This is a genomic window from Pseudomonas sp. NPDC087029 (genome assembly GCF_044745345.1).
GTDB classification, from domain to species: Bacteria; Pseudomonadota; Gammaproteobacteria; order Pseudomonadales; family Pseudomonadaceae; genus Aquipseudomonas; species Aquipseudomonas faucium.
Window position 1 is genome coordinate 459,663 of sequence record NZ_JBIVAB010000002.1, and the last position, 21,418, is coordinate 481,080.

General features: G+C 63.5%; 16 protein-coding genes. 2 read left to right on the forward strand and 14 right to left on the reverse strand.

Annotated features, from left to right (window positions below; all coding sequences use genetic code 11):
* Positions 1 to 71: 71 nt before the first annotated feature.
* The 12 genes from ACIPG5_RS05475 to ACIPG5_RS05530 all read right to left on the reverse strand — a co-directional run bounded on the left by ACIPG5_RS05475 (position 72) and on the right by ACIPG5_RS05530 (position 15,247).
* Positions 72 to 1,079, reverse strand: a complete 1,008-nt coding sequence (locus ACIPG5_RS05475; protein ID WP_176517810.1) for a sulfate ABC transporter substrate-binding protein — start codon at positions 1,077 to 1,079, stop codon at positions 72 to 74.
* Between the two features lie 48 nt (positions 1,080 to 1,127).
* Complete coding sequence (oscA, locus tag ACIPG5_RS05480) at positions 1,128 to 1,310, reverse strand: sulfur starvation response protein OscA (protein ID WP_003248957.1); 183 nt, start codon at positions 1,308 to 1,310, stop codon at positions 1,128 to 1,130.
* Between the two features lie 252 nt (positions 1,311 to 1,562).
* Positions 1,563 to 4,616: an efflux RND transporter permease subunit gene (locus tag ACIPG5_RS05485; RefSeq protein WP_401373698.1), complete on the reverse strand. Its 3,054-nt coding sequence runs from the start codon at positions 4,614 to 4,616 to the stop codon at positions 1,563 to 1,565.
* A complete protein-coding gene (locus ACIPG5_RS05490; RefSeq protein ID WP_176511652.1) occupies positions 4,613 to 5,680 on the reverse strand; it encodes an efflux RND transporter periplasmic adaptor subunit in 1,068 nt (355 codons plus the stop codon). The genes ACIPG5_RS05485 and ACIPG5_RS05490 overlap by 4 nt, the downstream gene beginning before the upstream one ends.
* The gene (locus tag ACIPG5_RS05495; RefSeq protein WP_176511651.1) at positions 5,677 to 6,765 is read right to left on the reverse strand and encodes an efflux RND transporter periplasmic adaptor subunit; all 1,089 of its coding nucleotides are present in this window, start codon (positions 6,763 to 6,765) and stop codon (positions 5,677 to 5,679) included. The genes ACIPG5_RS05490 and ACIPG5_RS05495 overlap by 4 nt, the downstream gene beginning before the upstream one ends.
* A gap of 180 nt (positions 6,766 to 6,945) precedes the next feature.
* Complete coding sequence (locus tag ACIPG5_RS05500; protein ID WP_176511650.1) at positions 6,946 to 7,839, reverse strand: ABC transporter permease subunit; 894 nt, start codon at positions 7,837 to 7,839, stop codon at positions 6,946 to 6,948.
* Positions 7,836 to 8,756, reverse strand: a complete 921-nt coding sequence (locus ACIPG5_RS05505; protein WP_176511649.1) for an ABC transporter permease subunit — start codon at positions 8,754 to 8,756, stop codon at positions 7,836 to 7,838. The genes ACIPG5_RS05500 and ACIPG5_RS05505 overlap by 4 nt, the downstream gene beginning before the upstream one ends.
* Complete coding sequence (potA, locus tag ACIPG5_RS05510; RefSeq protein ID WP_176511648.1) at positions 8,753 to 9,895, reverse strand: polyamine ABC transporter ATP-binding protein; 1,143 nt, start codon at positions 9,893 to 9,895, stop codon at positions 8,753 to 8,755. Before potA ends, ACIPG5_RS05505 begins: the two co-directional genes overlap by 4 nt.
* Positions 9,896 to 9,955: 60 nt before the next feature.
* Positions 9,956 to 11,050 carry a polyamine ABC transporter substrate-binding protein gene (locus tag ACIPG5_RS05515; protein ID WP_176511647.1) on the reverse strand — a complete coding sequence of 365 codons (1,095 nt, stop codon included), beginning with the start codon at positions 11,048 to 11,050 and terminating at the stop codon, positions 9,956 to 9,958.
* 160 nt (positions 11,051 to 11,210) lie between these two features.
* The gene (locus ACIPG5_RS05520; protein WP_236235983.1) at positions 11,211 to 12,308 is read right to left on the reverse strand and encodes a polyamine ABC transporter substrate-binding protein; all 1,098 of its coding nucleotides are present in this window, start codon (positions 12,306 to 12,308) and stop codon (positions 11,211 to 11,213) included.
* A gap of 169 nt (positions 12,309 to 12,477) precedes the next feature.
* Positions 12,478 to 13,839, reverse strand: a complete 1,362-nt coding sequence (locus ACIPG5_RS05525) for an aspartate aminotransferase family protein (protein WP_314616269.1) — start codon at positions 13,837 to 13,839, stop codon at positions 12,478 to 12,480.
* A 49-nt stretch (positions 13,840 to 13,888) separates the two neighbouring features.
* Positions 13,889 to 15,247: a glutamine synthetase family protein gene (locus ACIPG5_RS05530; RefSeq protein WP_176511644.1), complete on the reverse strand. Its 1,359-nt coding sequence runs from the start codon at positions 15,245 to 15,247 to the stop codon at positions 13,889 to 13,891.
* Positions 15,248 to 15,821: 574 nt separating this feature from the next.
* Between ACIPG5_RS05530 and ACIPG5_RS05535 the strand changes: the two genes are divergently transcribed.
* Complete coding sequence (locus tag ACIPG5_RS05535) at positions 15,822 to 17,198, forward strand: glutamine synthetase family protein (protein WP_054894988.1); 1,377 nt, start codon at positions 15,822 to 15,824, stop codon at positions 17,196 to 17,198.
* Between the two features lie 153 nt (positions 17,199 to 17,351).
* Here ACIPG5_RS05535 and argA read toward each other — a convergent pair whose 3' ends face one another.
* Positions 17,352 to 18,650: an amino-acid N-acetyltransferase gene (gene argA / locus ACIPG5_RS05540; RefSeq protein WP_176511643.1), complete on the reverse strand. Its 1,299-nt coding sequence runs from the start codon at positions 18,648 to 18,650 to the stop codon at positions 17,352 to 17,354.
* A 125-nt stretch (positions 18,651 to 18,775) separates the two neighbouring features.
* On the reverse strand, positions 18,776 to 19,918 hold the full coding sequence (gene argE, locus ACIPG5_RS05545) for an acetylornithine deacetylase (RefSeq protein WP_176511642.1): 1,143 nt from the start codon (positions 19,916 to 19,918) through the stop codon (positions 18,776 to 18,778).
* Positions 19,919 to 20,033: 115 nt separating this feature from the next.
* Between argE and ACIPG5_RS05550 the strand changes: the two genes are divergently transcribed.
* Positions 20,034 to 21,410, forward strand: coding sequence for an inorganic triphosphatase (locus ACIPG5_RS05550; protein WP_236235980.1), 1,377 nt, complete (start codon positions 20,034 to 20,036; stop codon positions 21,408 to 21,410).
* The last annotated feature ends 8 nt before the right edge of the window (positions 21,411 to 21,418 follow it).

Genomic DNA, 21,418 nt, shown 5'->3' on the forward strand with positions numbered 1-21,418 from the left:
CAGCGGTGAACCTTGTGGGAGCCGGCTTGCCGGCGATGGGCCGCCACGCGGCCCCGCTTTTCCATGGCCGGTTACTGTGCCTGATAAATCTGGTCGAACACACCGCCGTCATTGAAGAACTTGGGCTGTGCAGTCTTCCAGCCACCGAAGTCCTTGTCGATGGTGACCAGGTCCAGTTTCGGGAATTGCTTGCCGAATTCGGCAGCGACTTTCTCGTCACGCGGGCGGTAGAAGTTCTCGGCGGCGATCTTCTGGCCGGCCGGGCTGTAAAGGTACTTCAGGTACGCCTCGGCGATCTGCTCGTTGCCCTTTTTCTCGGCGTTCTTGTCGACCACGGCCACCGGCGGCTCGGCGAGGATCGACAGCGAAGGCACGACGATTTCGAACTTGTCGCTGCCGCCGTCTTCCTTCAGCGCCAGGAAGGCTTCGTTTTCCCACGCCAGCAGCACATCGCCCTGGCCGTTGTTGACGAAGGTGATGGTCGAGCCACGGGCGCCGGTGTCCAGCACCGGTACGTGCTTGAACAGCTCCTGCACGTAGGCCTTGGCCTTGTCTTCGCTGCCACCGGCCTTCAGGCCATAGGCCCAGGCGGCGAGGAAGTTCCAGCGGGCGCCGCCGGAGGTTTTCGGGTTGGGGGTGATGACCGAGACGTCTTTCTTGATCAGGTCGCCCCAGTCCTTGATGCCTTTCGGGTTGCCCTTGCGCACCAGGAACACGATGGTCGAGGTGTACGGGGTGCTGGCGTCCGGCAGGCGCTTCTGCCAGTCCTCGGGCAGGGTCTTGCCGAGCTTGGCGATTTCGTCGATGTCGCCGGCCAGGGCCAGGGTCACCACGTCGGCGCGCAGGCCGTCGATCACCGCACGGCCCTGCTTGCCCGAGCCACCGTGGGACTGCTGGATCTTCACCTTGTCGTCCGGGTGAGCCTGTTGCCAGTGCTTGATGAATTCAGCGTTGTACTGCTGGTACAGCTCACGGGTCGGGTCGTAGGACACGTTCAGCAGTTCGTAGTCCTTGGCGATTGCGGAACCGGCAAAAACGGCACTGGCCAGGGCGGCGAGCGCATAACGGCGGATGGACATGGTGAAGCTCCCGATTGGCATTTTTCTAGTTGTGAAGGTGGGGCGGTATCAGCCGGGCTTGTTGCCGGGCTGCTGCAGGCGGAACTTCTCCTTGCGCTCGATCTGCACGACCTGGGCGTTGTGCACGGTGATTTCCACCGCACCGAAACGCAGGTCGCGCAGGGCGCTCTGAATTTCACGCAGAATGGTGGCTTCGTCCTGACCGTCGATGCTTCGCAGCGATGCGCTCATGCTCGTTCTCCTGTTGAACAAGGGTGCCGGGCAGAGGTTTGAAGGGGATTTGCGCCTGGCTTGAGGGCAATAGTAGTGAGGCGCGGATATTCTTAAAAATACTGTTTAAGAATGTTTATATAACTTTTTTTGTTTGGCCGAAAAGGCCCCATCGCCGGCAAGCCGGCTCCCACAGATAGAGCACTGATCTTGATGCTTGTGCTGTACCTGTGGGAGCCGGCTTGCCGGCGATGGGGCCCTGTCAGCCACCTGTCAATCGGCCTTGTTCGGCTCGCGGATCTTGTACCAGGCTACATACAGCGCCGGCAGGAACAACAGCGTCAGCAGCGTTGCACTGATGATGCCGCCGATCATGGCGTAGGCCATCGGCCCCCAGAACACCTCGCGGGCAATCGGGATCATGCCCAGGCTCGCCGCCGCCGCCGTCAGCAGGATCGGCCGACGGCGGTGGTTGGTGGCTTCGACCACCGCGTCCCAGGGCGAATAGCCCTGGGCCTCGAACTCATCGATCTGGGTCACCAGGATCACCGAGTTGCGGATGATGATGCCCGCCAGGGCCAGAATCCCGAGGATCGCCACGAAGCCCATCGGCGTGCCCGTCGGCACCAGCGCCAGCACCACGCCGATCAACCCCAGCGGCGCCACGCTGACCACCAGGAACAGCTTCTGCGTGCTGTGCAGCTGGATCATCAGGAACGTCGCCATGAGGAACAGCATCAGCGGGATGACCTTGCGGATCGGGCCCTGGGCCTTGGCGCTCTCCTCCACGGTACCGCCGGTCTGCACCTCGTAGCCGACCGGCAGCTTGCTGGCGAAGTCGTCGATCTTCGGCTTCAGCAGCGCCACCAGGTCGGTGGGCTGGATGTCGCCGTTGACCGACGCCTTGATGGTGATGGTCGGCTTGCGATCGCGGCGCCACACCAGCGGCTGCTCGAGCTCGTAGCGCACGGTGGCGAAGGCCAGCAGCGGTATCGAGGTGCCGCTCGGGGTGACGATCTGCAGGTTCTGCAGGGTATCGGGCGAGCCCCGCTCGCTGTCCACGGCCCGGGCGACCACATCGATCAGGTAGATGTTGTCGTTGACCTCGGTCACCGGCGCGCCACTGACGATGCTGTTCATCACGTTGGCCACGTCCTCGGACGACAGGCCCAGCTGGCGCGCCTTGTCCTGGGCAATCTCGATGCGCAGCACTTTGCCTGGCTCGTTCCAGTCGTAGATCATCTCGCCGATGTGCTCGTCGCTGTTGAGCAGCGTGGCCAGGTCGATGGCGTGCTTGCGCACCTGGTCGATGTCCTTGCCACTGACCCGGTACTGGATCGGCCGCCCTACCGGCGGGCCCATTTCCAGCGACTGGACGTTGGTGCCGATGCCGACGAACTCCTCGTGCAGCAGCTTCTGCAGGCGCGCCATCATGCCCGCGCGTTCCTCGAAGCCCTTGCTGACGATCACCAGCTGGGCGTAGTAGGGGTTCTGCAGCTGCTGGTCCAGGGGCAGGTAGAAGCGGATCGCGCCCTGGCCGATGTAGGTACTCCAGCGCACCAGGTCCGGGTCGTCCTTGATGCGCGCCTCGAGGCGGTCGACCACCTTGCGCGTTTCCTCGATCGAGGCGTTCTGCGGCAGGTTGAGGTCGACGAGGATTTCCGGGCGGTCCGAAGACGGGAAGAACTGGTTCTGCACGAAGCGCATGCACACCAGCGAGAGCACGAACAGCACGATGGTGCCGATGATGGTCAGCCAGCGGTTGCGCATGCACCACAGCAGCCCGCCCTCGAACGCCCGCCCTACCCGGCCCGGCTCGGCCTCATGGGCCTTGAGCTTGTCGGCCTTGAGGATATGCACGCCCAGCACCGGGGCGAAGAACACCGCGACCACCCACGACACGATCAGCGCCACGGCGATCACCGCGAACAGGGTGTAGGTGTATTCACCGGCCGAGCTGGCGTTGAGGCCGATCGGCACGAAGCCGGCCACCGTCACCAGGGTGCCGGTAAGCATGGGGAAGGCCGTGGAGGTGTAGGCAAAGGTCGCCGCCTGCTCCTTGCTCTCGCCCATTTCCAGGCGTGTGACCATCACCTCCACGGTGATCATCGCATCGTCCACCAGCAGGCCCAGGGCGATGATCAGCGCCCCCAGGGAAATCCGCTGCATGGTGATGCCGCTGTACTCCATGAACACGAAGACCATGGCCAGCACCAGCGGGATCGAGCAGGCCACCACCAGCCCGGCGCGCACGCCAAGGCTGACGAAGCTCACCGCCAGCACGATCACCACCGCTTCGAACAGGGCGCTGGTGAAGCCACCAACCGCCTCCTTCACCACCACCGCCTGGTCAGAGACGGTGTGCACGCCAATGCCCACCGGCAGGTCGTTGACCACGCTGTCCATCTTCTTCTTCAGCGCCGCGCCGAACACCTGGATGTTGCCGCCGGCCTTCATGCCGATGGCCAGGCCAATGGCGGTCTGGCCGTTGTAGCGGAACATCGGCGATGGTGGGTCGACGTAGCCGCGCTCGATATCGGCGATATCGCTCAGGCGGAAGAAGCGGTCGTTGATGCGCAGGTTGACCGTCTGCAGGTCTTTTTCCGAGGCGAACTGCCCGGTGGTGCGCACCGAGATGCGCTCGGGGCCGGCTTCGATCACCCCGGCCGGGGTCACCGCGTTCTGCTGTTGCAGGGCCTGCATGACCTGGCGCTGGTCGATGCCCAGGGCCGCCAGTTTGCGCGTGGAGAACTTCAGGTAGAGCACTTCGTCCTGGGTGCCGATCAGCTCGATCTTGCCGATGTTGGGCACCTCGCGCACTTCGGCGCGGGCCTGTTCCACGTAGTCGCGCAGTTGCCGCAGGGTCATGCCGTCGGCGGTGAAGGCGTAGATCGAGCCATACACGTCACCGAACTCGTCGTTGAACGCCGGGCCCTGGATGCCTTGCGGGAACTGGCCGCGGATGTCCTGGATCTTCTTGCGCACCTGGTACCAGATTTCCGGGATGTCGGCGGCCTTGGTGGTGTCGCGCAGGTAGACGTAGACCGTCGATTCGCCGGGGCGGGTGTAGCTCTTGGTGTAGTCGAGCGAATCGAGCTCCTCGAGCTTCTTCTCGATGCGGTCGGTGACCTGGTACAGGGTTTCGTCCTGGGTCGCGCCCGGCCAGCGGGTCTGGATGACCATGGTCTTGATGGTGAACGAGGGGTCTTCCTCGCGCCCCAGGTTGAAGTAGGAAAAAATGCCCATCAGCAGGCCGACGAACATCAGGTACCAGACGAACGACTGATGGCGCAGCGCCCATTCGGAGAGGTTGAAGCTTCCTTTCATTGTGCATCCTCGTCGAATGTGACCTTCTGGCCAGGCTTGAGGCTGTTGACGCCAGCGGTGACCACACGCTCGCCGGGTTGGACGCCGGACGCCAGCACGATGCTGTCGGCCGTGCGCTCGATCAGGGCCACGTCACGGGTGGCGACCGTTTTCTGCTGCGGGTCGATCACCCACACCTGGGTCTTGCCGTCGTGCTCGAGCAGCGCGCTCAGCGGCAGCTCGCTGCGCGGGGAAATCGCCGAGGTCAGGGTGACGCTGATGGCGGTGCCCAGGTGGAAGGCGTCAGGGGTGTTGGCCAGGGTCAGGCGGGCGCGCCGGGTGCGGGTGGCGGCGTCGGCCTGGGGCTCCAGCTCACGCAGGGTGGCGGTGGTGTTGATGCTGCTGTCGAGCTGCGAGGCGACGGTGAAAGTGAGGTTCTTGGTCAAGGCCTCGGCAATGCCGATGGGCAGGTCGATCACCGCTTCCTTGACGTCTGGGCGGGCCAGGGTGACCACCGCCTGGCCGGCCGTGACGGTCTGCCCGGCTTCGGCCTGCCAGGCGGTGATGACTGCCGCATGGTCGCTGCGCAAGGTGCTGTAGTCGAGCTGGTCGCGGGCCTGGCTGACTGCCGAGCGGGCCTGCTCCAGGCTGGCGCCGGTGGTTTTCAGGTCGGTCTGGGCGATGTCCAGCTGGGCCTGGGCGCCGACGCCACGGTCATACAGCTGCTGTTGCCGGCGGGCATTGGCCTGGGCGTTGATCCACTGCGCCTGGATCTTGGCCAGGTCGCCTTCGGCCGCGCGCAGCTGGTTCTGTTGGTCGGTGGGATCGAGGGTGGCGAGGATGTCGCCGGGCTTGACCGAGGCGCCCACGTCGAGCCAGCGCCGGGCGATGCGCCCCGATACGCGAAAGCCCAGGGTGCTTTCGAAGCGCGCCTGGATGGTCCCGGCGAAGCGCCCCAGCTGCGCCTGGGCCTGGGCCTCGACCAGGGTCGAAAGCACCGGCCGCACCGCCTCGGGTGGCGCCTCTTGCTTGCCACAGGCCGTCAGCAGCAAGCCGGTGGCGAGTACACACATCATCCGCTTCATGGTGCAGCCCCCCCGTCCTTGGCATCGACCTTTTCCACTTCCATGCCCGGATGAAGCAGCTGGCCGCCGCTGACCACCACGGTTTCGCCACCCTTGATGCCTTGGGCGATGACCACCTTGCCGGTGAGGTAGCGGGTGACCTGGACCTTGCGCAGTTCGACCTTGTCGCCCTCGCCCACCACCCACACGGCCGGCTCATGCACGGCCTTGGTCAGGGCCGCCCAAGGCAGCTCGATGCTCGGCCGCCCCTGGGTATTGGCCGTGGCGGTCACCGGCGAGCCCAGCTGCATGCCCGCTGGCACGTTGCGCAGGCCTACCTTGACCTGCACCGTGCCGCTTTGCGCCGAAACCGTCGGGGTGATTTCACGCACGAAACCCTGGGCCTGGACCTTGGGGTCGTCCAGCAGGCTGACGATGACCCCGGCTTCGCTGGGTGGCGCCACCAGCAGTGATTCGTAGACGTTGAACACGGCATCCCGGTCGCCATCGCGGGCCAGGCTGAAGATCGGCATGGTCGCCTGCACCACCTGGCCGACCTCGGCCTGGCGTTCGGTGATCACGCCATCGGCTTCGGACATCAGGGCGGTGTAGCTCAATTGCTCGTTGGCGTTGGCCAGCTGGGCCTGGGCCGCCTTCAGCGCACTCTGGTTGCTGCGCAGCGCGGCCTCGGCGGAATCGTATTCGCTCTGGCTGGTGTAGCCCTTGGGCAGCAGCTTTTGCTGGCGCACGAACGCTGCGCTGGTCTGCGTCACCCGCGCCTGGGCGGCGAACACCTCGGCCTTGGCCGAGTCGACGTTGTTCTGCAGGTCCTTGGGGTCGAGCCGCGCCAGCACCTGGTTGGCCTTGACGTGATCGCCCACATCGACGCTGCGCGAAATGATCTTGCCGCCCACGCGGAAGGAGAGGTCGGTCTGTACCCGCGCCTGGACATCGCCGGTGAGGGTCACCCTGGCTGCAAAATCGGTGGGTTGAACCTGCAGCACCCCGACCCGAGGCTTGGGCTCCGGGGGTTGTTCCTTGCTACAGCCTGTTAGCAGGTACAGCAGGCCCAGGCCTGCCAGTAACAGTGGACGCGTCACCCTCATGCAGGCTCCTAGCTTGCGCACAAATGATTTGTGAGATGCGACTGTCAGCGTAGTTCAGGGTTCGATAAACGGCACTGATGGGGATCAGTTGGGTGTTGGAGGGGATGTGGCGCTCGATTTCACGAACGACCGGAACGCTTCAGATACACAAAGGGCCGCAGTGCGGCCCTTTGCGATCGATCAGACCGATGCCGCAGCAGGCATCGGGCGCTTGACCTGCGGCGACGACACGTTGGCCGCAGCGCCTTCCTCGATGGCTTGCTGGATCGCCTTGCGACGACGCTCCTCGGCCCGGCGGCTGAAGTACCAGACGAAGAAGGTCACCAGCGACACCGACAGCAGGATCAGGCTGGCCACCGCGTTGATCTCCGGCTTCACGCCAAGGCGCACCGCAGAGAACACTTCCATCGGCAAGGTGGTCGAACCCGGCCCGGACACGAAGCTGGCCAGAACCAGGTCATCCAGCGACAGGGCGAACGACATCATGCCGCCCGCCGCCAGCGACGGCGCGATCATCGGGATGGTGATCAGGAAGAACACCTTCCACGGCTTGGCACCCAGGTCCATCGCCGCTTCCTCGATCGACAGGTCCAGCTCGCGCAGGCGCGCCGACACCACCACCGCCACATAGGCGGCGCAGAACGTGGTGTGGGCGATCCAGATGGTGACGATGCCACGCTCCTGCGGCCAGCCGATCATCTGCGCCATGGCCACGAACAGCAGCAACAGCGACAGGCCGGTGATCACCTCGGGCATTACCAGCGGCGCGGTGACCAGGCCACCGAACAGCGTGCGGCCCTTGAAGCGGGTGACCCGGGTCAGCACGAAGGCGGCCAAGGTACCCAGCGCCACCGCCGCCACCGCCGTGTAGCAGGCGATTTCCAGCGAGCGCATCACCGAACCCATCAGCTGGGTGTTGTCGAGCAGGCCGACGTACCACTTCACCGACCAGCCGCCCCACACCGTCACCAGCTTCGAGGCGTTGAACGAGTAGATCACCAGGATCAGCATCGGCAGGTAGATGAACAGCAAGCCGAGCACCAGCATCAGCTTGGAGAAACCGAAGCGCTTCATGCTCTGCCCTCCATTTCTTTGGCCTGGCTGCGGTTGAACAGCAGGATCGGCACGATCAGGATTGCCAGCATCACCACTGCCAGGGCGGATGCCACCGGCCAGTCACGGTTGTTGAAGAACTCTTGCCACAGCACCTTGCCGATCATCAGGGTTTCCGGGCCGCCGAGCAGTTCAGGAATCACGAACTCGCCCACCACCGGGATGAACACCAGCATGCAGCCAGCGATGATGCCGTTCTTCGACAGCGGCACGGTGATCTTCCAGAAGCTGTTGAAGGTGCTCGAACCCAGGTCCGATGCAGCTTCGAGCAGGCTCGGGTCGTGCTTCACCAGGTTGGCGAACAGCGGCAGGATCATGAACGGCAGGTACGAATAGACCACGCCGATGTACACCGCAAGGTTGGTGTTGAGGATCTGCAGCGGCTGGTCGATCAGGCCGATCCACATCAGGAAGGCGTTGAGCAGGCCGTTGTTGCTGAGGATCCCCATCCAGGCGTAGACACGGATCAGGATCGCGGTCCAGGTCGGCATCATGATCAGCAGCAGCAGGACCGTCTGGGTTTCCTTCTTGGCGTTGGCGATGGCGTAGGCCATCGGGTAGCCGATCAGCAGGCAGAGAATGGTACTGAAGAACGCCATCTTCAACGAGCCGAGGTAGGCCGAGATGTACAGCTCATCCTCGGTCAGCAGCCCGTAGTTGGCCAGGTTCAGCACCAGCTGGACCTTGCTTTCGACGTAGGTGTAGATCTCGGTGTAAGGCGGGATCGCCACGTCGGCTTCGGCGAAGCTGATCTTCAGGACGATGAAGAACGGCAGCATGAAGAACAGGAACAGCCAGATGAACGGCACGCCGATCACCACATGCCGCCCCTCCGGGGTAAGGCGCTGGAAGGCTCGCTTGAGCTTGCGAAGTTTCATGACCGCAGTACCACGCCGCTGTCGTCTTCCCACCACACGTACACTTCATCGCCCCAGGTCGGCCGGGTGCCCTGGCGCTCGGCGTTGGCGACGAACGACTGCACCACCTTGCCGCTCGGCAGCTCGACGTAGAACACCGAGTGGCCGCCCAGGTAGGCGATGTCGTGGACCTTGCCGCGCGACCAGTTGTGCTCGAAGTCCGGCTGCGTGGTGGTGACCAGCAGCTTTTCCGGGCGCAGGGCGTAGGTGATGTGCTTGTCTTCCACCGAGGTGGTGATGCCGTGGCCGACGTAGATCTTGCGCTCCAGTTCCGGGCTGGCAATGATCGCGTGGCCTTCGGCGTCGTCGACCACTTCACCCTCGAACAGGTTGACGTTGCCGATGAACTCGCACACCAGGCGGCTGGTGGGGGTCTCGTAGATGTCCACTGGCGAGCCGATCTGGGCGATCCAGCCCAGGTGCATGATGGCGATGCGCTGGGCCATGGTCATGGCCTCTTCCTGGTCGTGGGTCACCATCACGCAGGTCACGCCCACGCGCTCGATGATTTCCACCAGTTCCAGCTGCATCTGCGAACGCAGCTTCTTGTCCAGGGCGCCCATCGGCTCGTCGAGCAGCAGCAGTTTCGGGCGCTTGGCCAGCGAACGGGCCAGGGCCACACGCTGGCGCTGGCCACCGGAGAGCTGGTGCGGCTTGCGCTTGGCGTACTGGGTCATGTGCACCAGCTTGAGCATCTCGGCCACGCGGGCGTCGATCTCGGACTTGGCCATGCGGTCCTGCTGCAGGCCGAAGGCGATGTTCTGCGCCACGGTCATGTGCGGGAACAGCGCGTAGGACTGGAACATCATGTTGATCGGCCGCTCGTAGGGCGGCATGTCGGTGATGTCGACGCCATCGAGGAAAATCCGCCCTTCAGTCGGGCGCTCGAAGCCAGCGAGCATACGCAGCAAGGTCGATTTGCCAGAACCGGAGCCACCCAGCAGGGCGAAGATCTCGCCTTTGCGGATTTCCAGGGACACATCGTCCACGGCTACCGTTTCGTCGAATTTTTTTGTGACCCGGTCGATCTTGACCAGCACCTGCTTGGGTTGCTGGCCACCCTCGAGGGCTTTCTTATAGGCACCGGAGGCAACTGCCATGAGTGAAACTCCCAACAAGATTTTGTTGCCCGCCGCTGCGTCAGTGGCGGGCCTGGATTGTTACTTGCCCGACTTGACCTTGGTCCAGCTACGGGTCATCAAACGTTGCACCTTGGGTGGCAACTCACTGTTGACGAACATCTTGTCCAGCACTTCCTGCGGTGGGTATACCGCGGCGTCAGTCCTCACGGCCTGGTCCATCAGGTCGCCAGCCTTGGGGTTCGGGTTGGCGTAACCGACGTAATCACTGACCTGGGCGATAACCTCAGGTTTCAGCAAATAGTTGATGAAGGCGTGGGCCTCTTTGACGTTCTTGGCATCCTTGGGGATCGCCAGCACATCGAACCAGAGGTTGCCGCCTTCCTTGGGAATCGCGTAGGCCAGGTTCACGCCCTTCTTCGCCTCTTCGGCGCGGGCCTTGGCCTGGAATACATCGCCGGAGAAACCTGCCGCGACGCAGATGTCGCCGTTGGCCAGGTCGGTGATGTACTTGGACGAGTGGAAGTAGGTCACGTACGGGCGTACCGCCAGCAGCTTCTTCTCGGCCTTTTCATAGTCCTTGGGGTCGGTGCTGTTGGGGTTCAGGCCCATGTAGTTGAGCACCGCCGGGAGCATTTCGTCAGCCGAGTCGAGGAAGGCCACACCGCACTTGGAGAGCTTCTTCATGTTCTCGGGCTCGAACAGCACGGCCCAGGAGTCGATGGTGTCCACGCCCAGCGCGGCCTTGACCTTGTCGACGTTGTAACCGATGCCGTTGGTGCCCCACAGGTAAGGCACGGCGTACTGGTTGCCGGGGTCGTTCTTTTCCAGGCGCTTCATCAGCGACGGGTCGAGGTTGGAATAATTGGGCAGCAGGTTCTTGTCGAGCTTCTGGAAGGCGCCCGCCTTGATCTGCTTGCCGAGGAAATGGTTGGACGGCACCACCACGTCATAGCCGGTGTTGCCGGCCAGCAGTTTGCCTTCCAGGGTTTCGTTGGAATCGAAAACATCTTGCACAGGCTTGATGCCGGTGGCTTTTTCGAAGTCCGCGAGTGTGTTCGGGCCGATGTAGTCCGACCAGTTGTAGAAATGCACCGTAGGCGCCGCTTGGACGCTGCATGCCAGCGTCAGGCCCGCACCGGCCATCAAGGCCTTGCGCAATACAGAAATAGACAAGTGGGTGGTCCTCACAATCAGTGCCTTGGTAACGGCGCAGTGCTGCTGCGCAGGCAAAACCGGCGCGCAACTTACCTTCGCAGCTTCGATGCCGCAATCATCAATTGCCATTCACTGGCTCCAGGCCGGAAAACCCCGGCCTGGAGGTGTTGCATCGGGCTTACTTGCCCGACTTGATCTTGGTCCAGCTGCGGGTGATGGCGCGCTGGGCGGCAGCTTCGGGGGCTGCGATCGCGTACAGCTGTTTCTTCACGTCAGCCGGCGGGTAGATGCTCGGGTCGCTGGTGATGGCCTTGTCGACCAACGGGGTAGCGGCCTCGTTGCCGTTCGGGAAGCGCACGGCGTTGGTGATTTCGGCCATGACTTCCGGCTGCATCAGGAAGTCCATGAACTTGTAGGCCGCGTCCTTGTGTTCGGCATCTTTGGGGATGGCGACCATGTCGTAGAAGGTACCGGCGCCTTCTTTCGGAATGATGTAGTCCACCTTGACCTTGTCGCCGGCCTCGTGGGCGCGGGCCTTGGCCTGCTCGACGTCACCCGAGTAACCGACGGCCACGCAGATGTTGCCGTTGGCCAGGTCGCCGATGTACTTGGACGAGTGGAAGTAGGTGATCGAAGGACGGATGCTCAGGAACAGGTCCTCGGCCGCCTTCAGGTCTTCCTTGCTGGTGCTGGTGGTCGGCTTGCCCAGGTAGTGCAGCGCGGCCGGCAGCATTTCGGTTGGCGCATCCAGGAAGCTCACGCCGCAGCTCTTGAGCTTGGCGATGTTCTCAGGCTTGAACACGGCATCCCACGAGTCGATCTTGTCCACGCCCAGCGCGGCCTTGACCTTCTCCGGGTTGTAGCCGATGCCGATCGAGCCCCACATGTACGGGAAGGCGTGCTTGTTGTCCTTGTCGCTGGCATCGCCAACGGCCTTGAGCAGGTCTGGGTCGAGGTTCTTCCAGTTCGGCAGCTTGGAGCGGTCGAGCTCCTCGTACACGCCAGCCTTGATCTGCTTGGCCAGGAAGTTGTTGGACGGCACGACGATGTCATAACCCGACTTGCCCGCCAGCAGCTTGGCTTCCAGGGTTTCGTTGCTGTCGAAGACGTCGTACTTGACCTTGATGCCGGTCTGCTTCTCGAACTTGGCGATGGTGTCCGGAGCGATGTAGTCCGACCAGTTGTAGACGTTCAATACCTTGTCTTCAGCCTGAACCGCGGTCGCCATGGCACCCATCAGGGCGGCGGCCAGCAACGTCTTGCCCATTTTATTCATGCGTCATGCTCCAGATTTTTTTGATTAGCCATCCGTTCAGCTGCCAGGTCCCGCAGTACACGCGTTGGGCGACTGAAACAGTCGCTAGTCTGGCAAGTTACAAGGCGCTGTTTCAAGGAAAGCAGCCCCTTGTAACCAACTAATGTCACAACGCTAGCCTAGCAAAGGCTCACTGGATCGCTTCGAGGGTCAGGTCCAGGCACTTGCGCGCCTTTTCCACCAGTTCGTCGACCTCTGCGTGGCTGATTACCAGGGGTGGTGCAATGATCATGGTGTCGCCTACGGCACGCATGATCAGGCCGTTTTCGAAGCAGAAGTTGCGGCACACCATGCCCACGCCTTTGCCTTCGTAGCGGCTGCGGGTGGCCTTGTCCTTGACCAGCTCGATCGCGCCGAGCAGGCCCAGGCCGCGAACCTCGCCCACCAGTGGGTGGTCCTGCAGTTCCCGCAGTCGTTTTTGCAAGTACGGTGCCACATCCGTGCGCGCCTTCTCGACGATCTTCTCGTCGCGCAGGATGCGCAGGTTTTCCAGGCCCACCGCGGCCGCCACCGGGTGGCCGGAGTAGGTGAAGCCGTGGTTGAAGTCACCGCCTTCGCTGAGCACCTTGGCCACGGTGTCACGCACGATCACACCGCCCATGGGGATGTAACCGGAGGTAAGGCCCTTGGCGATGGTCATCAGGTCGGGCTTGAGGCCGTAGTAGTCGGAGCCGAACCACTCGCCGGTGCGGCCGAAGCCGCAGATCACTTCGTCGGCGACGAACAGGATGTCGTACTTGGCGAGGATCTCCTTGACCTTCGGCCAGTAGCTGTCCGGCGGGATGATGACCCCGCCGGCGCCCTGGATCGGCTCGGCGATGAAGGCGGCGACGTTGTCCTCGCCGACTTCCAGGATCTTCTTCTCCAGCTGTTCGGCAGCCCACACGCCGAATTCATCCGGGCTCATGTCGCCGCCTTCGCCGAACCAGTACGGCTGCGCGATGTGCACGATGCCCGGGATCGGCAGGCCGCCTTGTTCGTGCATGCCGCTCATGCCGCCCAGGCTCGCGCCGGCCACGGTGGAACCGTGGTAGCCGTTGATGCGGCCGATGATGGTCTGCTTGTGAGGCTTGCCCTTGAGCGCCCAGTAGTGGCGAACCATGCGCAGCACGGTGTCGTTGCCTTCGGAGCCGGAGCCGGTGAAGAACACGTGGGTCATGCCTTCGGGCGCGACGTCGGTGATTGCCTTGGCCAGCTCCAGCGCCGGCGGGTGGGCGGTCTGGAAGAACAGGTTGTAGTACGGCAGCTCGCGCATCTGCTTCTCGGCAGCCTGCACCAGCTCTTCACGGCCGTAGCCGACCGCCACGCACCACAGGCCGGCCATGCCATCGAGGATCTTGTGCCCTTCGCTGTCCCACAAATGCACGCCCTGCGCCTTGGTGATGATGCGCGGCCCCTTCTCCTTCAGCTGCTTGTAGTCAGAGAAAGGTGCAAGGTGGTGCTCGCCGCTCAGGTTTTGCCATTCACGGGTTTGCGGGTTTTTGACGCTCATGTGCTTCTCCAGGGTCCACAGGCCGCCGGTGGGCGGCCTCAGGGGTTGATCACACAGCAAACAGCAGGAACTCTCGCTCCCAGGAGCTGATGACGCGCTTGAAGTTCTCGTGCTCGGCGCGCTTGGTCGCCACGTAGCCGGTGATGAATTTCTTGCCCAGGTACTGGGTCAGCGCGCGGCTGACTTCCATGCGTTCCAGGGCGTCCTCGATGGTCAGCGGCAGGCGCAGGTTGCGCCGCTCGTAGCCACGGCCAACGACCGGGGCACTGGCCGCGATGCCTTCGACCATGCCGATGTAGCCGCACAGCAGGCTGGCGGCGATGGCCAGGTAAGGGTTGGCGTCGGCGCCCGGCAGGCGGTTCTCGACGCGGCGGTTCTGCGGGCCGGCATCCGGTACGCGCAGGCCGACGGTGCGGTTTTCTTCGCCCCATTCGACGTTCACCGGTGCCGAGGTGTCCGGCAGGAAGCGGCGGAACGAGTTGACGTTGGGGGCAAACAGCGGCAGCGCTTCGGGGATGAACTTCTGCAGGCCACCGATGTGGTGCAGGAACAGCTCGCTCATGCTGCCGTCTTCGTTGCTGAAGATGTTCTTGCCGGTGGTGGCGTCGACCACGCTCTGGTGCAGGTGCATGGCACTGCCCGGCTCACCGGTCATCGGCTTGGCCATGAAGGTGGCGGCCACGTTGTGCTTGAGCGCCGCCTCGCGCATGGTGCGCTTGAACACCAGGATCTGGTCGGCCAGGTGCAGGGCGTTGCCGTGACGGAAGTTGATCTCCATCTGCGCCGTGCCGTCTTCGTGGATCAGCGTGTCGAGGTCCAGCTGCTGCAGTTCGCACCAGTCGTAGACGTCCTCGAACAGCGGGTCGAATTCGTTGGCGGCCTCGATCGAGAACGACTGGCGGCCGGTTTCCGGACGGCCCGAACGGCCAACCGGCGGCTGCAGGGGGAAGTCCGGGTCTTCGCTGCGCTTGGTCAGGTAGAACTCCATCTCCGGCGCGACGATCGGCTGCCAGCCTTTGTCGGCGTAGAGCTTGAGCACTTTCTTGAGGACGTTGCGCGGCGACAGCTCGACCGGGTTGCCCTTCTTGTCGTAGGTGTCGTGGATGACCTGCGCGGTCGGCTCGATGGCCCAGGGCACGAGGAACACGGCATCTTCGTCGGGGCGGCAGATCATGTCGATGTCGGCCGGGTCGAGCAGTTCGTAATAGATATCGTCGTCGACGTAATCGCCGGTCACGGTCTGCAGCAGCACGCTCTCGGGCAGGCGCATGCCTTTTTCGGCGATGAATTTGTTGGTTGGCGAGATCTTGCCGCGGGTGATGCCGGTCAGGTCGCTGATCAGGCATTCGACTTCGGTGATCTTGTGCTCTTTCAACCAATCGGTGAGCTGGTCGAGGTTGTTACTCATAGATACCTCAGGAGGTAATGTGGTCCGCGCGTTGATTCTGGATGGAGTGGATTGCTAAAGCAAAAACACCCACGCAGGAGCACAGTGGATACACTGGAAACCAGCGAGTCCGTAATGAGTTCGAAAGGCAGGAAGACAAGAAGCGCAGCGAAATGACGCTTTGAGGCCAGGTCCGGGCGCGCACAGCGTCAATTATTGCGGCCAGGGCGGCCACAGCGCGATTGATGCTTGCAGGAACGGCAGGTATACCCGAGCGCACTGCACAGGCAGCGCTTTCAGGTCGCGACAAGCGGACCATGTGACCCTCGTATTATTGTGTTCTGGGTTGGACCCGAGCTTAGCCTTGTTCATTTTTTTACACAACACCTCCGTAAAAAATAAAACACGGCATGTCGGAGATAGCCCTGGGCGGCGTAAATAGCGGATAATGGCACGCCCCGATATGCAGCAAATCTGCCGTCGATGTGCCATTTCAGGGCATCATGGGGTTGGCTTGACATCAGTAGGGCTTTTCGATTGACTGGTCCTGCAAGCCCCCCTTGATTGATATTTTTAACAACAAAGGTGTTGCATCATGTCGGTACCCCCGCGTGCCGTTCAGCTTAACGAAGCGAACGCGTTCCTTAAGGAACATCCTGAGGTTCTCTACGTTGACCTTCTGATTGCAGATATGAATGGTGTGGTGCGCGGCAAGCGCATAGAGCGCACCAGCCTCCACAAGGTTTACGAGAAAGGCATCAACCTGCCGGCCTCCCTCTTCGCCCTGGACATCAACGGTTCCACCGTCGAAAGCACCGGGCTCGGCCTGGACATCGGCGATGCCGACCGCATCTGCTACCCGATCCCTGGCACCCTCTCCAACGAACCTTGGCAGAAGCGCCCGACCGCGCAGCTGCTGATGACCATGCACGAAATCGAAGGCGAGCCGTTCTTCGCCGACCCACGCGAAGTGTTGCGCCAGGTGGTGAGCAAGTTCACCGACATGGGCCTGACCATTTGCGCGGCATTCGAGCTGGAGTTCTACCTGATCGACCAGGAGAACGTGAATGGCCGCCCGCAGCCGCCACGCTCGCCAATCTCGGGCAAGCGCCCGCAGTCGACCCAGGTCTACCTGATCGACGACCTCGACGAATACGCCGACTGCCTCCAGGACATCCTCGAAGGTGCCAAGGAGCAAGGCATCCCGGCCGACGCCATCGTCAAGGAAAGCGCCCCGGCGCAGTTCGAAGTCAACCTGCACCACGTTCCCGACCCGCTCAAGGCCTGTGACTACGCGGTACTGCTCAAGCGGTTGATCAAGAACATCGCCTACGACCATGAAATGGACACCACCTTCATGGCCAAGCCCTACCCGGGCCAGGCAGGCAACGGCCTGCACGTACACATCTCCGTGCTGGACAAAGATGGCAACAACATCTTCACCAGCGAGGATCCCGAGCAGAACGCCGCGCTACGTCACGCTGTCGGCGGTGTGCTCGAGACCCTGCCCGCGTCCATGGCGTTCCTCTGCCCGAACGTCAACTCGTACCGCCGTTTCGGCGCGCAGTTCTACGTACCGAACGCGCCGAGCTGGGGCCTGGACAACCGCACCGTGGCCCTGCGCGTGCCGACCGGTTCGCCCGATGCCGTGCGCATCGAGCACCGCGTGGCAGGTGCCGACGCCAACCCGTACTTGATGATGGCTGCCGTGCTGGCTGGCGTGCACCATGGCCTGACCAACAAGATCGAGCCGGGCGAGCCGATCGAAGGCAACTCGTACGAGCAGCTTGAGCAGAGCCTGCCGAACAACCTGCGCGATGCCCTGCGCGAGCTGGACGACAGCGAGATCCTCAACAAGTACATCGATCCGAAGTACATCGACATCTTCGTCGCGTGCAAGGAGAGCGAGCTGGAGGAGTTCGAGCATTCGATCTCCGACCTCGAGTACAACTGGTACCTGCACACTGTGTAAACGAAAACGCCGCCCATCAGGGCGGCGTTTTTCATTGTGATCTTGGGGCTGCCTTGCAGCCCTTTCGCGACACAAGGCCGCTCCTACAAAACCCCGCAATCACCTGTAGGAGCGGCCTTGTGTCGCGAAAGGGGCGCAACGCGCCCCCAAATATCACAACGGCTTCTCAAAGATCTTCGAATTGCGCTGGTAGTTGTACAGCGAAGCCCGCGCCGCCGGCAGCCGCTCCACGCCACTGGGGGTAAACCCCCGCTCGCGGAACCAGTGCGCGGTGCGCGTGGTAAGCACGAACAAGGTATTCAAGCCCAACGCCCGCGCGCGCTCCTCGATGCGCTCGAGCAGCTCATCGCCACGCCGCCCATGGCGATACTCCGGGCTCACCGCCAGGCACGCCAACTCCCCGGCCTGCGAATCGGCAATCGGGTACAACGCCGCACAGGCGATGATCATCCCTTCACGCTCGACCACGCTGAACTGCTCGATCTCCCGCTCCAGCACCTCACGCGAGCGGCGCACCAGGATGCCCTGCTCTTCCAGCGGGCTGATCAGCTCCAGCAAGCCACCGACATCCTCGATGGTGGCCTCGCGCACCACTTCGAACTGCTCCTGCGACACCAGCGTACCGCCACCGCCACGGGTGAACAGCTCGGTCAGCAGCGCACCGTCCTCGGCATAACTGACGATATGGCTGCGCGCCACACCGCCCTTGCACGCCTCGGCGGCCGCATCCAGCAGCTCGGCCTGGTAATCGCTGCCCAGGCGCGCCAGGTGCGGCGCGATCTGCTGTGGGCGCAGCTCGCGCACCAGCTTGCCGTGCTCGTCGAGCAGGCCAGGTTCGGCGCCGAACAGCAGCAGCTTGTCGGCACCCAGCTCGATGGCGGCGCGGGTGGCCACGTCTTCGCAGGCCAGGTTGAAGATTTCACCGGTGGGCGAGTAGCCCAATGGCGACAGCAGCACGATGGAGCGCTCGTCGAGCAGGCGGCTGATGCCCTTGCGGTCGATGCGGCGCACTTCACCGGTGTGGTGGTAGTCCACCCCTTCGAGCACGCCGATCGGGCGCGCGGTCACCAGGTTGCCGCAGGCCACGCGCAGGCGCGAGCCCTGCATCGGCGATGCGGCGATGTCCATCGACAGGCGCGCCTCGATGGCCAGGCGCAGGGCGCCGACCGCATCGATCACGCAGTCCAGGGTGGCCGCATCGGTGATGCGCATGCCGCGGTGGTAGTGCGGGGTCAGGCCGCGCGCCGCCAGGCGGCTTTCGATCTGCGGGCGCGAACCGTGCACCAGCACCAGGCGCACGCCCAGGCTGTGCAGCAGCACCAGGTCGTGGACGATGTTGCCGAAATTCGGGTGTTCCACCCCATCGCCGGGGAGCATGACCACGAAGGTGCAGTCGCGATGGGCATTGATGTACGGGGAGGCATGACGCAGCCAGTTGACGTAATCGGGCATGACAGGGCCTGTGGATAAAGTGGACGGAGAACGTTGGATGACACGGCGTTCAGGATCATCGTCGGAACAGGCTTGCGGTCACGCGCGGTCTCCTCTAGGCAAGAACGAATCAGCAGGGTGGACGTTTACTGGAGGCAATAGTGCCGGATCAGGTCACGCAATAGACGCACGGTAGGCTCGATTCGTGACATTTCCAGGTATTCGCCGGGCTGGTGGGCGCAGGCGATGTCGCCAGGGCCGAGCACGATGGTCTGGCAGCCCAGCTGCTGAAGATAAGGCGCCTCGGTGCCGAACGCCACCGCTTCGGCGCGATGCCCGGTGAGGCGCTCGGCCACCTGCACCAGCTCGGCATCGGCCGCCTGTTCGAACGGCGGCACGGCCGGAAACAGCGGCGCGTAGTCGATGCGGACTTCAAAGCGCTCGGCCAGCGGCCGCAGTTTTGCGCCAATGGCCGCGCGCAGCTGCTCCACATCCATGCCTGGCAGCGGGCGCAGGTCGAACTCCAGGGCACACTGGCCACAGATGCGGTTGGGGTTGTCACCGCCATGGATGCAGCCGAAGTTCAGGGTCGGCGTGGGCACGCTGAATTGCGGGTTGCGGTAAGTGTCCTGCCATTGCCGGCGCAGGCCCATCAGCTCGCCCATCACCGCATGCATGGCCTCCAGGGCGCTGTGCCCCAGGCTTGGGTCCGACGAATGGCCGCTGCGCCCGAGGATGTCGATGCGCTCCATCAGGATGCCCTTGTGCATGCGGATCGGCTTCAGGCCCGTGGGCTCGCCGATCACCGCGGCCCGGCCGAGCGGCTGCCCGGCCTCGGCCAGGGCGCGGGCGCCGGACATCGAGCTTTCTTCGTCACAGGTGGCGAGAATCAGCAGCGGCTGCTTGAAGTCATGTTCGAGCAAAGGGATGACCGCCTCGATGATCAAGGCGAAGAAGCCCTTCATGTCGCAGCTGCCAAGGCCCACCCAACGGCCATCGACCTCGCTCAGCTTGAGCGGGTCGCTGGCCCACAGCTGCTCATCGAAGGGCACCGTGTCGCTGTGCCCGGCCAGCACCAGGCCGCCTGGGCCAGTGCCGCGGCTGGCCAGCAGGTTGAACTTGCCCGGGCTGACCTGCTGGATATCGCAGCGAAAACCCAGGTCGCCCAGCCAGCCCGCCAGCAGGTCGATGACCTGGCGGTTCGACTGGTCCAGCGCAGGCTGGGTGCAACTGACCGAGGGCGCGGCGATCAGCGCGGCAAACTGGTCTTTGAGCGTGGGCAACGGCATGCGCGTACTCCTCGGAAGCGTTGCCCATCATAGGGCTATCCGCCGTAAGGAATAAACCGTTGCCAGCCCAGTCCTGTAGACTGCACGGCAATCACGCCTTCCCTTCGAGCCTGCGATGCACAAAGAAACCGAACTCAAGCTCCGCGCCAGCCGCGATACCCTCGCCGCCCTGCGCGAGCACCCTCTGCTGAAAAAGCGCAACAAGTCCGGCTGGCAGACCCGCGAACTGCTCAACCAGTACTTCGACACCCCCGAGCGTGACCTTGCCGCCGCCCGTGTCGCCCTGCGCCTGCGCCGTGACGGCGAGGAAGTGATCCAGACCCTGAAGTGCCGTGGCCAGAGCGTGGCCGGCCTGTCCGAGCGCAACGAGTACGAGTGGCACCTGGACAAGGTCAAGCTCGACCTGAAAAAGCTCGACGCCACGTGCTGGCCTGAGCAGCTGGCCGACCTGGACAAGAAAACCATCAAGCCGCTGTTCACCACCGATTTCACCCGCGAGTTCGCCGAAATCGCCTGGGGCCGTGGCAAGAGCAAGGTGGTGATCGAGGCCGCGCTGGACCAGGGCTTCGTGATCGCCGGCAAGCAAAAGGAAGAGATCTGCGAGCTGGAGCTGGAGCTGCGTGAAGGCGCACCGGAAGCCCTGCTGGAGCTGGCCGCCGAGCTGGCCGCCAGCCTGCCGCTGATGCCGTGCGACATCAGCAAGGCCGAGCGCGGCTACCGCCTGCTGGAGCCGGACAGCTACGAGCTGAGCCTGCCAAGCACCGAGCTGGACGCCGAAATGGCCCTGGACGATGCCTTCACCGCCCTCGCCTGGCAACTGCTGGGCAGCAGCCAGCGCCTGGCCGAGCAATACCGCCACAATGGCCACTGGCGCCTGCTGCAAGACTGGGTACAGTGCTTGGCCGAGCTGCGCGCACTGGTCAGCAGCCTGGGCCAGGCCGCGCCACGTGCCACCACCCGCGACCTGCGCGCCAGCCTCGACGCGCTGCTGGAAGACTGGCGCCCGCTGGTACAGGCCGGCAACGATGACGAAGACATCCGCCGCGCAGCGCCCGAGCAGTTCGTCGACGAGCTCGAAGACGTACGCTGGGGCCAGTTCTCCCTGGAAACCTCGCGCTGGCTGCTGGCCCGCACCTGGACCGTGGAGCGCAAGGGCCGTGGCGAGCGCCAGGGCAAGGCGCAACTGGCCAGCTGGCTGGGGCACCTGCTGGGCGAAGAAGGCCGTGCGCTGAAACTGCCGCTGTACACCCAGCGCCCGGAAGACCTGGCCGAACAGCTGCCGCGCATCGAGCAGTTGCTGGCCTGGCTGCACCATGCACGCCAAGTGCTCGAAGCACCGCAGATGGACCGCCTGTATGGCGACCTGAAGAAGCTGCATGAGCTGGCCGAACAGCCACTGGGCGAAGAGCCTGGCGAGCTGCTTGAAGCGCGCATCGAACAGGCTCGGGCGATCGACCAGAGCCGTGGCTGGAAGCATCTGCTCAAGGCTTGATTGCGCAG

Coding starts and splice junctions, on each gene's coding strand:
- ACIPG5_RS05475 (WP_176517810.1), bottom strand. CDS start 1,079: ATGTCCATCCGCCGTTATGCGCTCGCCGCCCTGGCCAGTGCCGTTTTT.
- ACIPG5_RS05550 (WP_236235980.1), top strand. CDS start 20,034: ATGCACAAAGAAACCGAACTCAAGCTCCGCGCCAGCCGCGATACCCTC.
- ACIPG5_RS05535 (WP_054894988.1), top strand. CDS start 15,822: ATGTCGGTACCCCCGCGTGCCGTTCAGCTTAACGAAGCGAACGCGTTC.
- ACIPG5_RS05485 (WP_401373698.1), bottom strand. CDS start 4,616: ATGAAAGGAAGCTTCAACCTCTCCGAATGGGCGCTGCGCCATCAGTCG.
- ACIPG5_RS05525 (WP_314616269.1), bottom strand. CDS start 13,839: ATGAGCGTCAAAAACCCGCAAACCCGTGAATGGCAAAACCTGAGCGGC.
- ACIPG5_RS05505 (WP_176511649.1), bottom strand. CDS start 8,756: ATGAAACTTCGCAAGCTCAAGCGAGCCTTCCAGCGCCTTACCCCGGAG.
- oscA (WP_003248957.1), bottom strand. CDS start 1,310: ATGAGCGCATCGCTGCGAAGCATCGACGGTCAGGACGAAGCCACCATT.
- ACIPG5_RS05500 (WP_176511650.1), bottom strand. CDS start 7,839: ATGAAGCGCTTCGGTTTCTCCAAGCTGATGCTGGTGCTCGGCTTGCTG.
- ACIPG5_RS05490 (WP_176511652.1), bottom strand. CDS start 5,680: ATGAAGCGGATGATGTGTGTACTCGCCACCGGCTTGCTGCTGACGGCC.
- argA (WP_176511643.1), bottom strand. CDS start 18,650: ATGCCCGATTACGTCAACTGGCTGCGTCATGCCTCCCCGTACATCAAT.
- ACIPG5_RS05495 (WP_176511651.1), bottom strand. CDS start 6,765: ATGAGGGTGACGCGTCCACTGTTACTGGCAGGCCTGGGCCTGCTGTAC.
- potA (WP_176511648.1), bottom strand. CDS start 9,895: ATGGCAGTTGCCTCCGGTGCCTATAAGAAAGCCCTCGAGGGTGGCCAG.
- argE (WP_176511642.1), bottom strand. CDS start 19,918: ATGCCGTTGCCCACGCTCAAAGACCAGTTTGCCGCGCTGATCGCCGCG.
- ACIPG5_RS05530 (WP_176511644.1), bottom strand. CDS start 15,247: ATGAGTAACAACCTCGACCAGCTCACCGATTGGTTGAAAGAGCACAAG.
- ACIPG5_RS05520 (WP_236235983.1), bottom strand. CDS start 12,308: ATGAATAAAATGGGCAAGACGTTGCTGGCCGCCGCCCTGATGGGTGCC.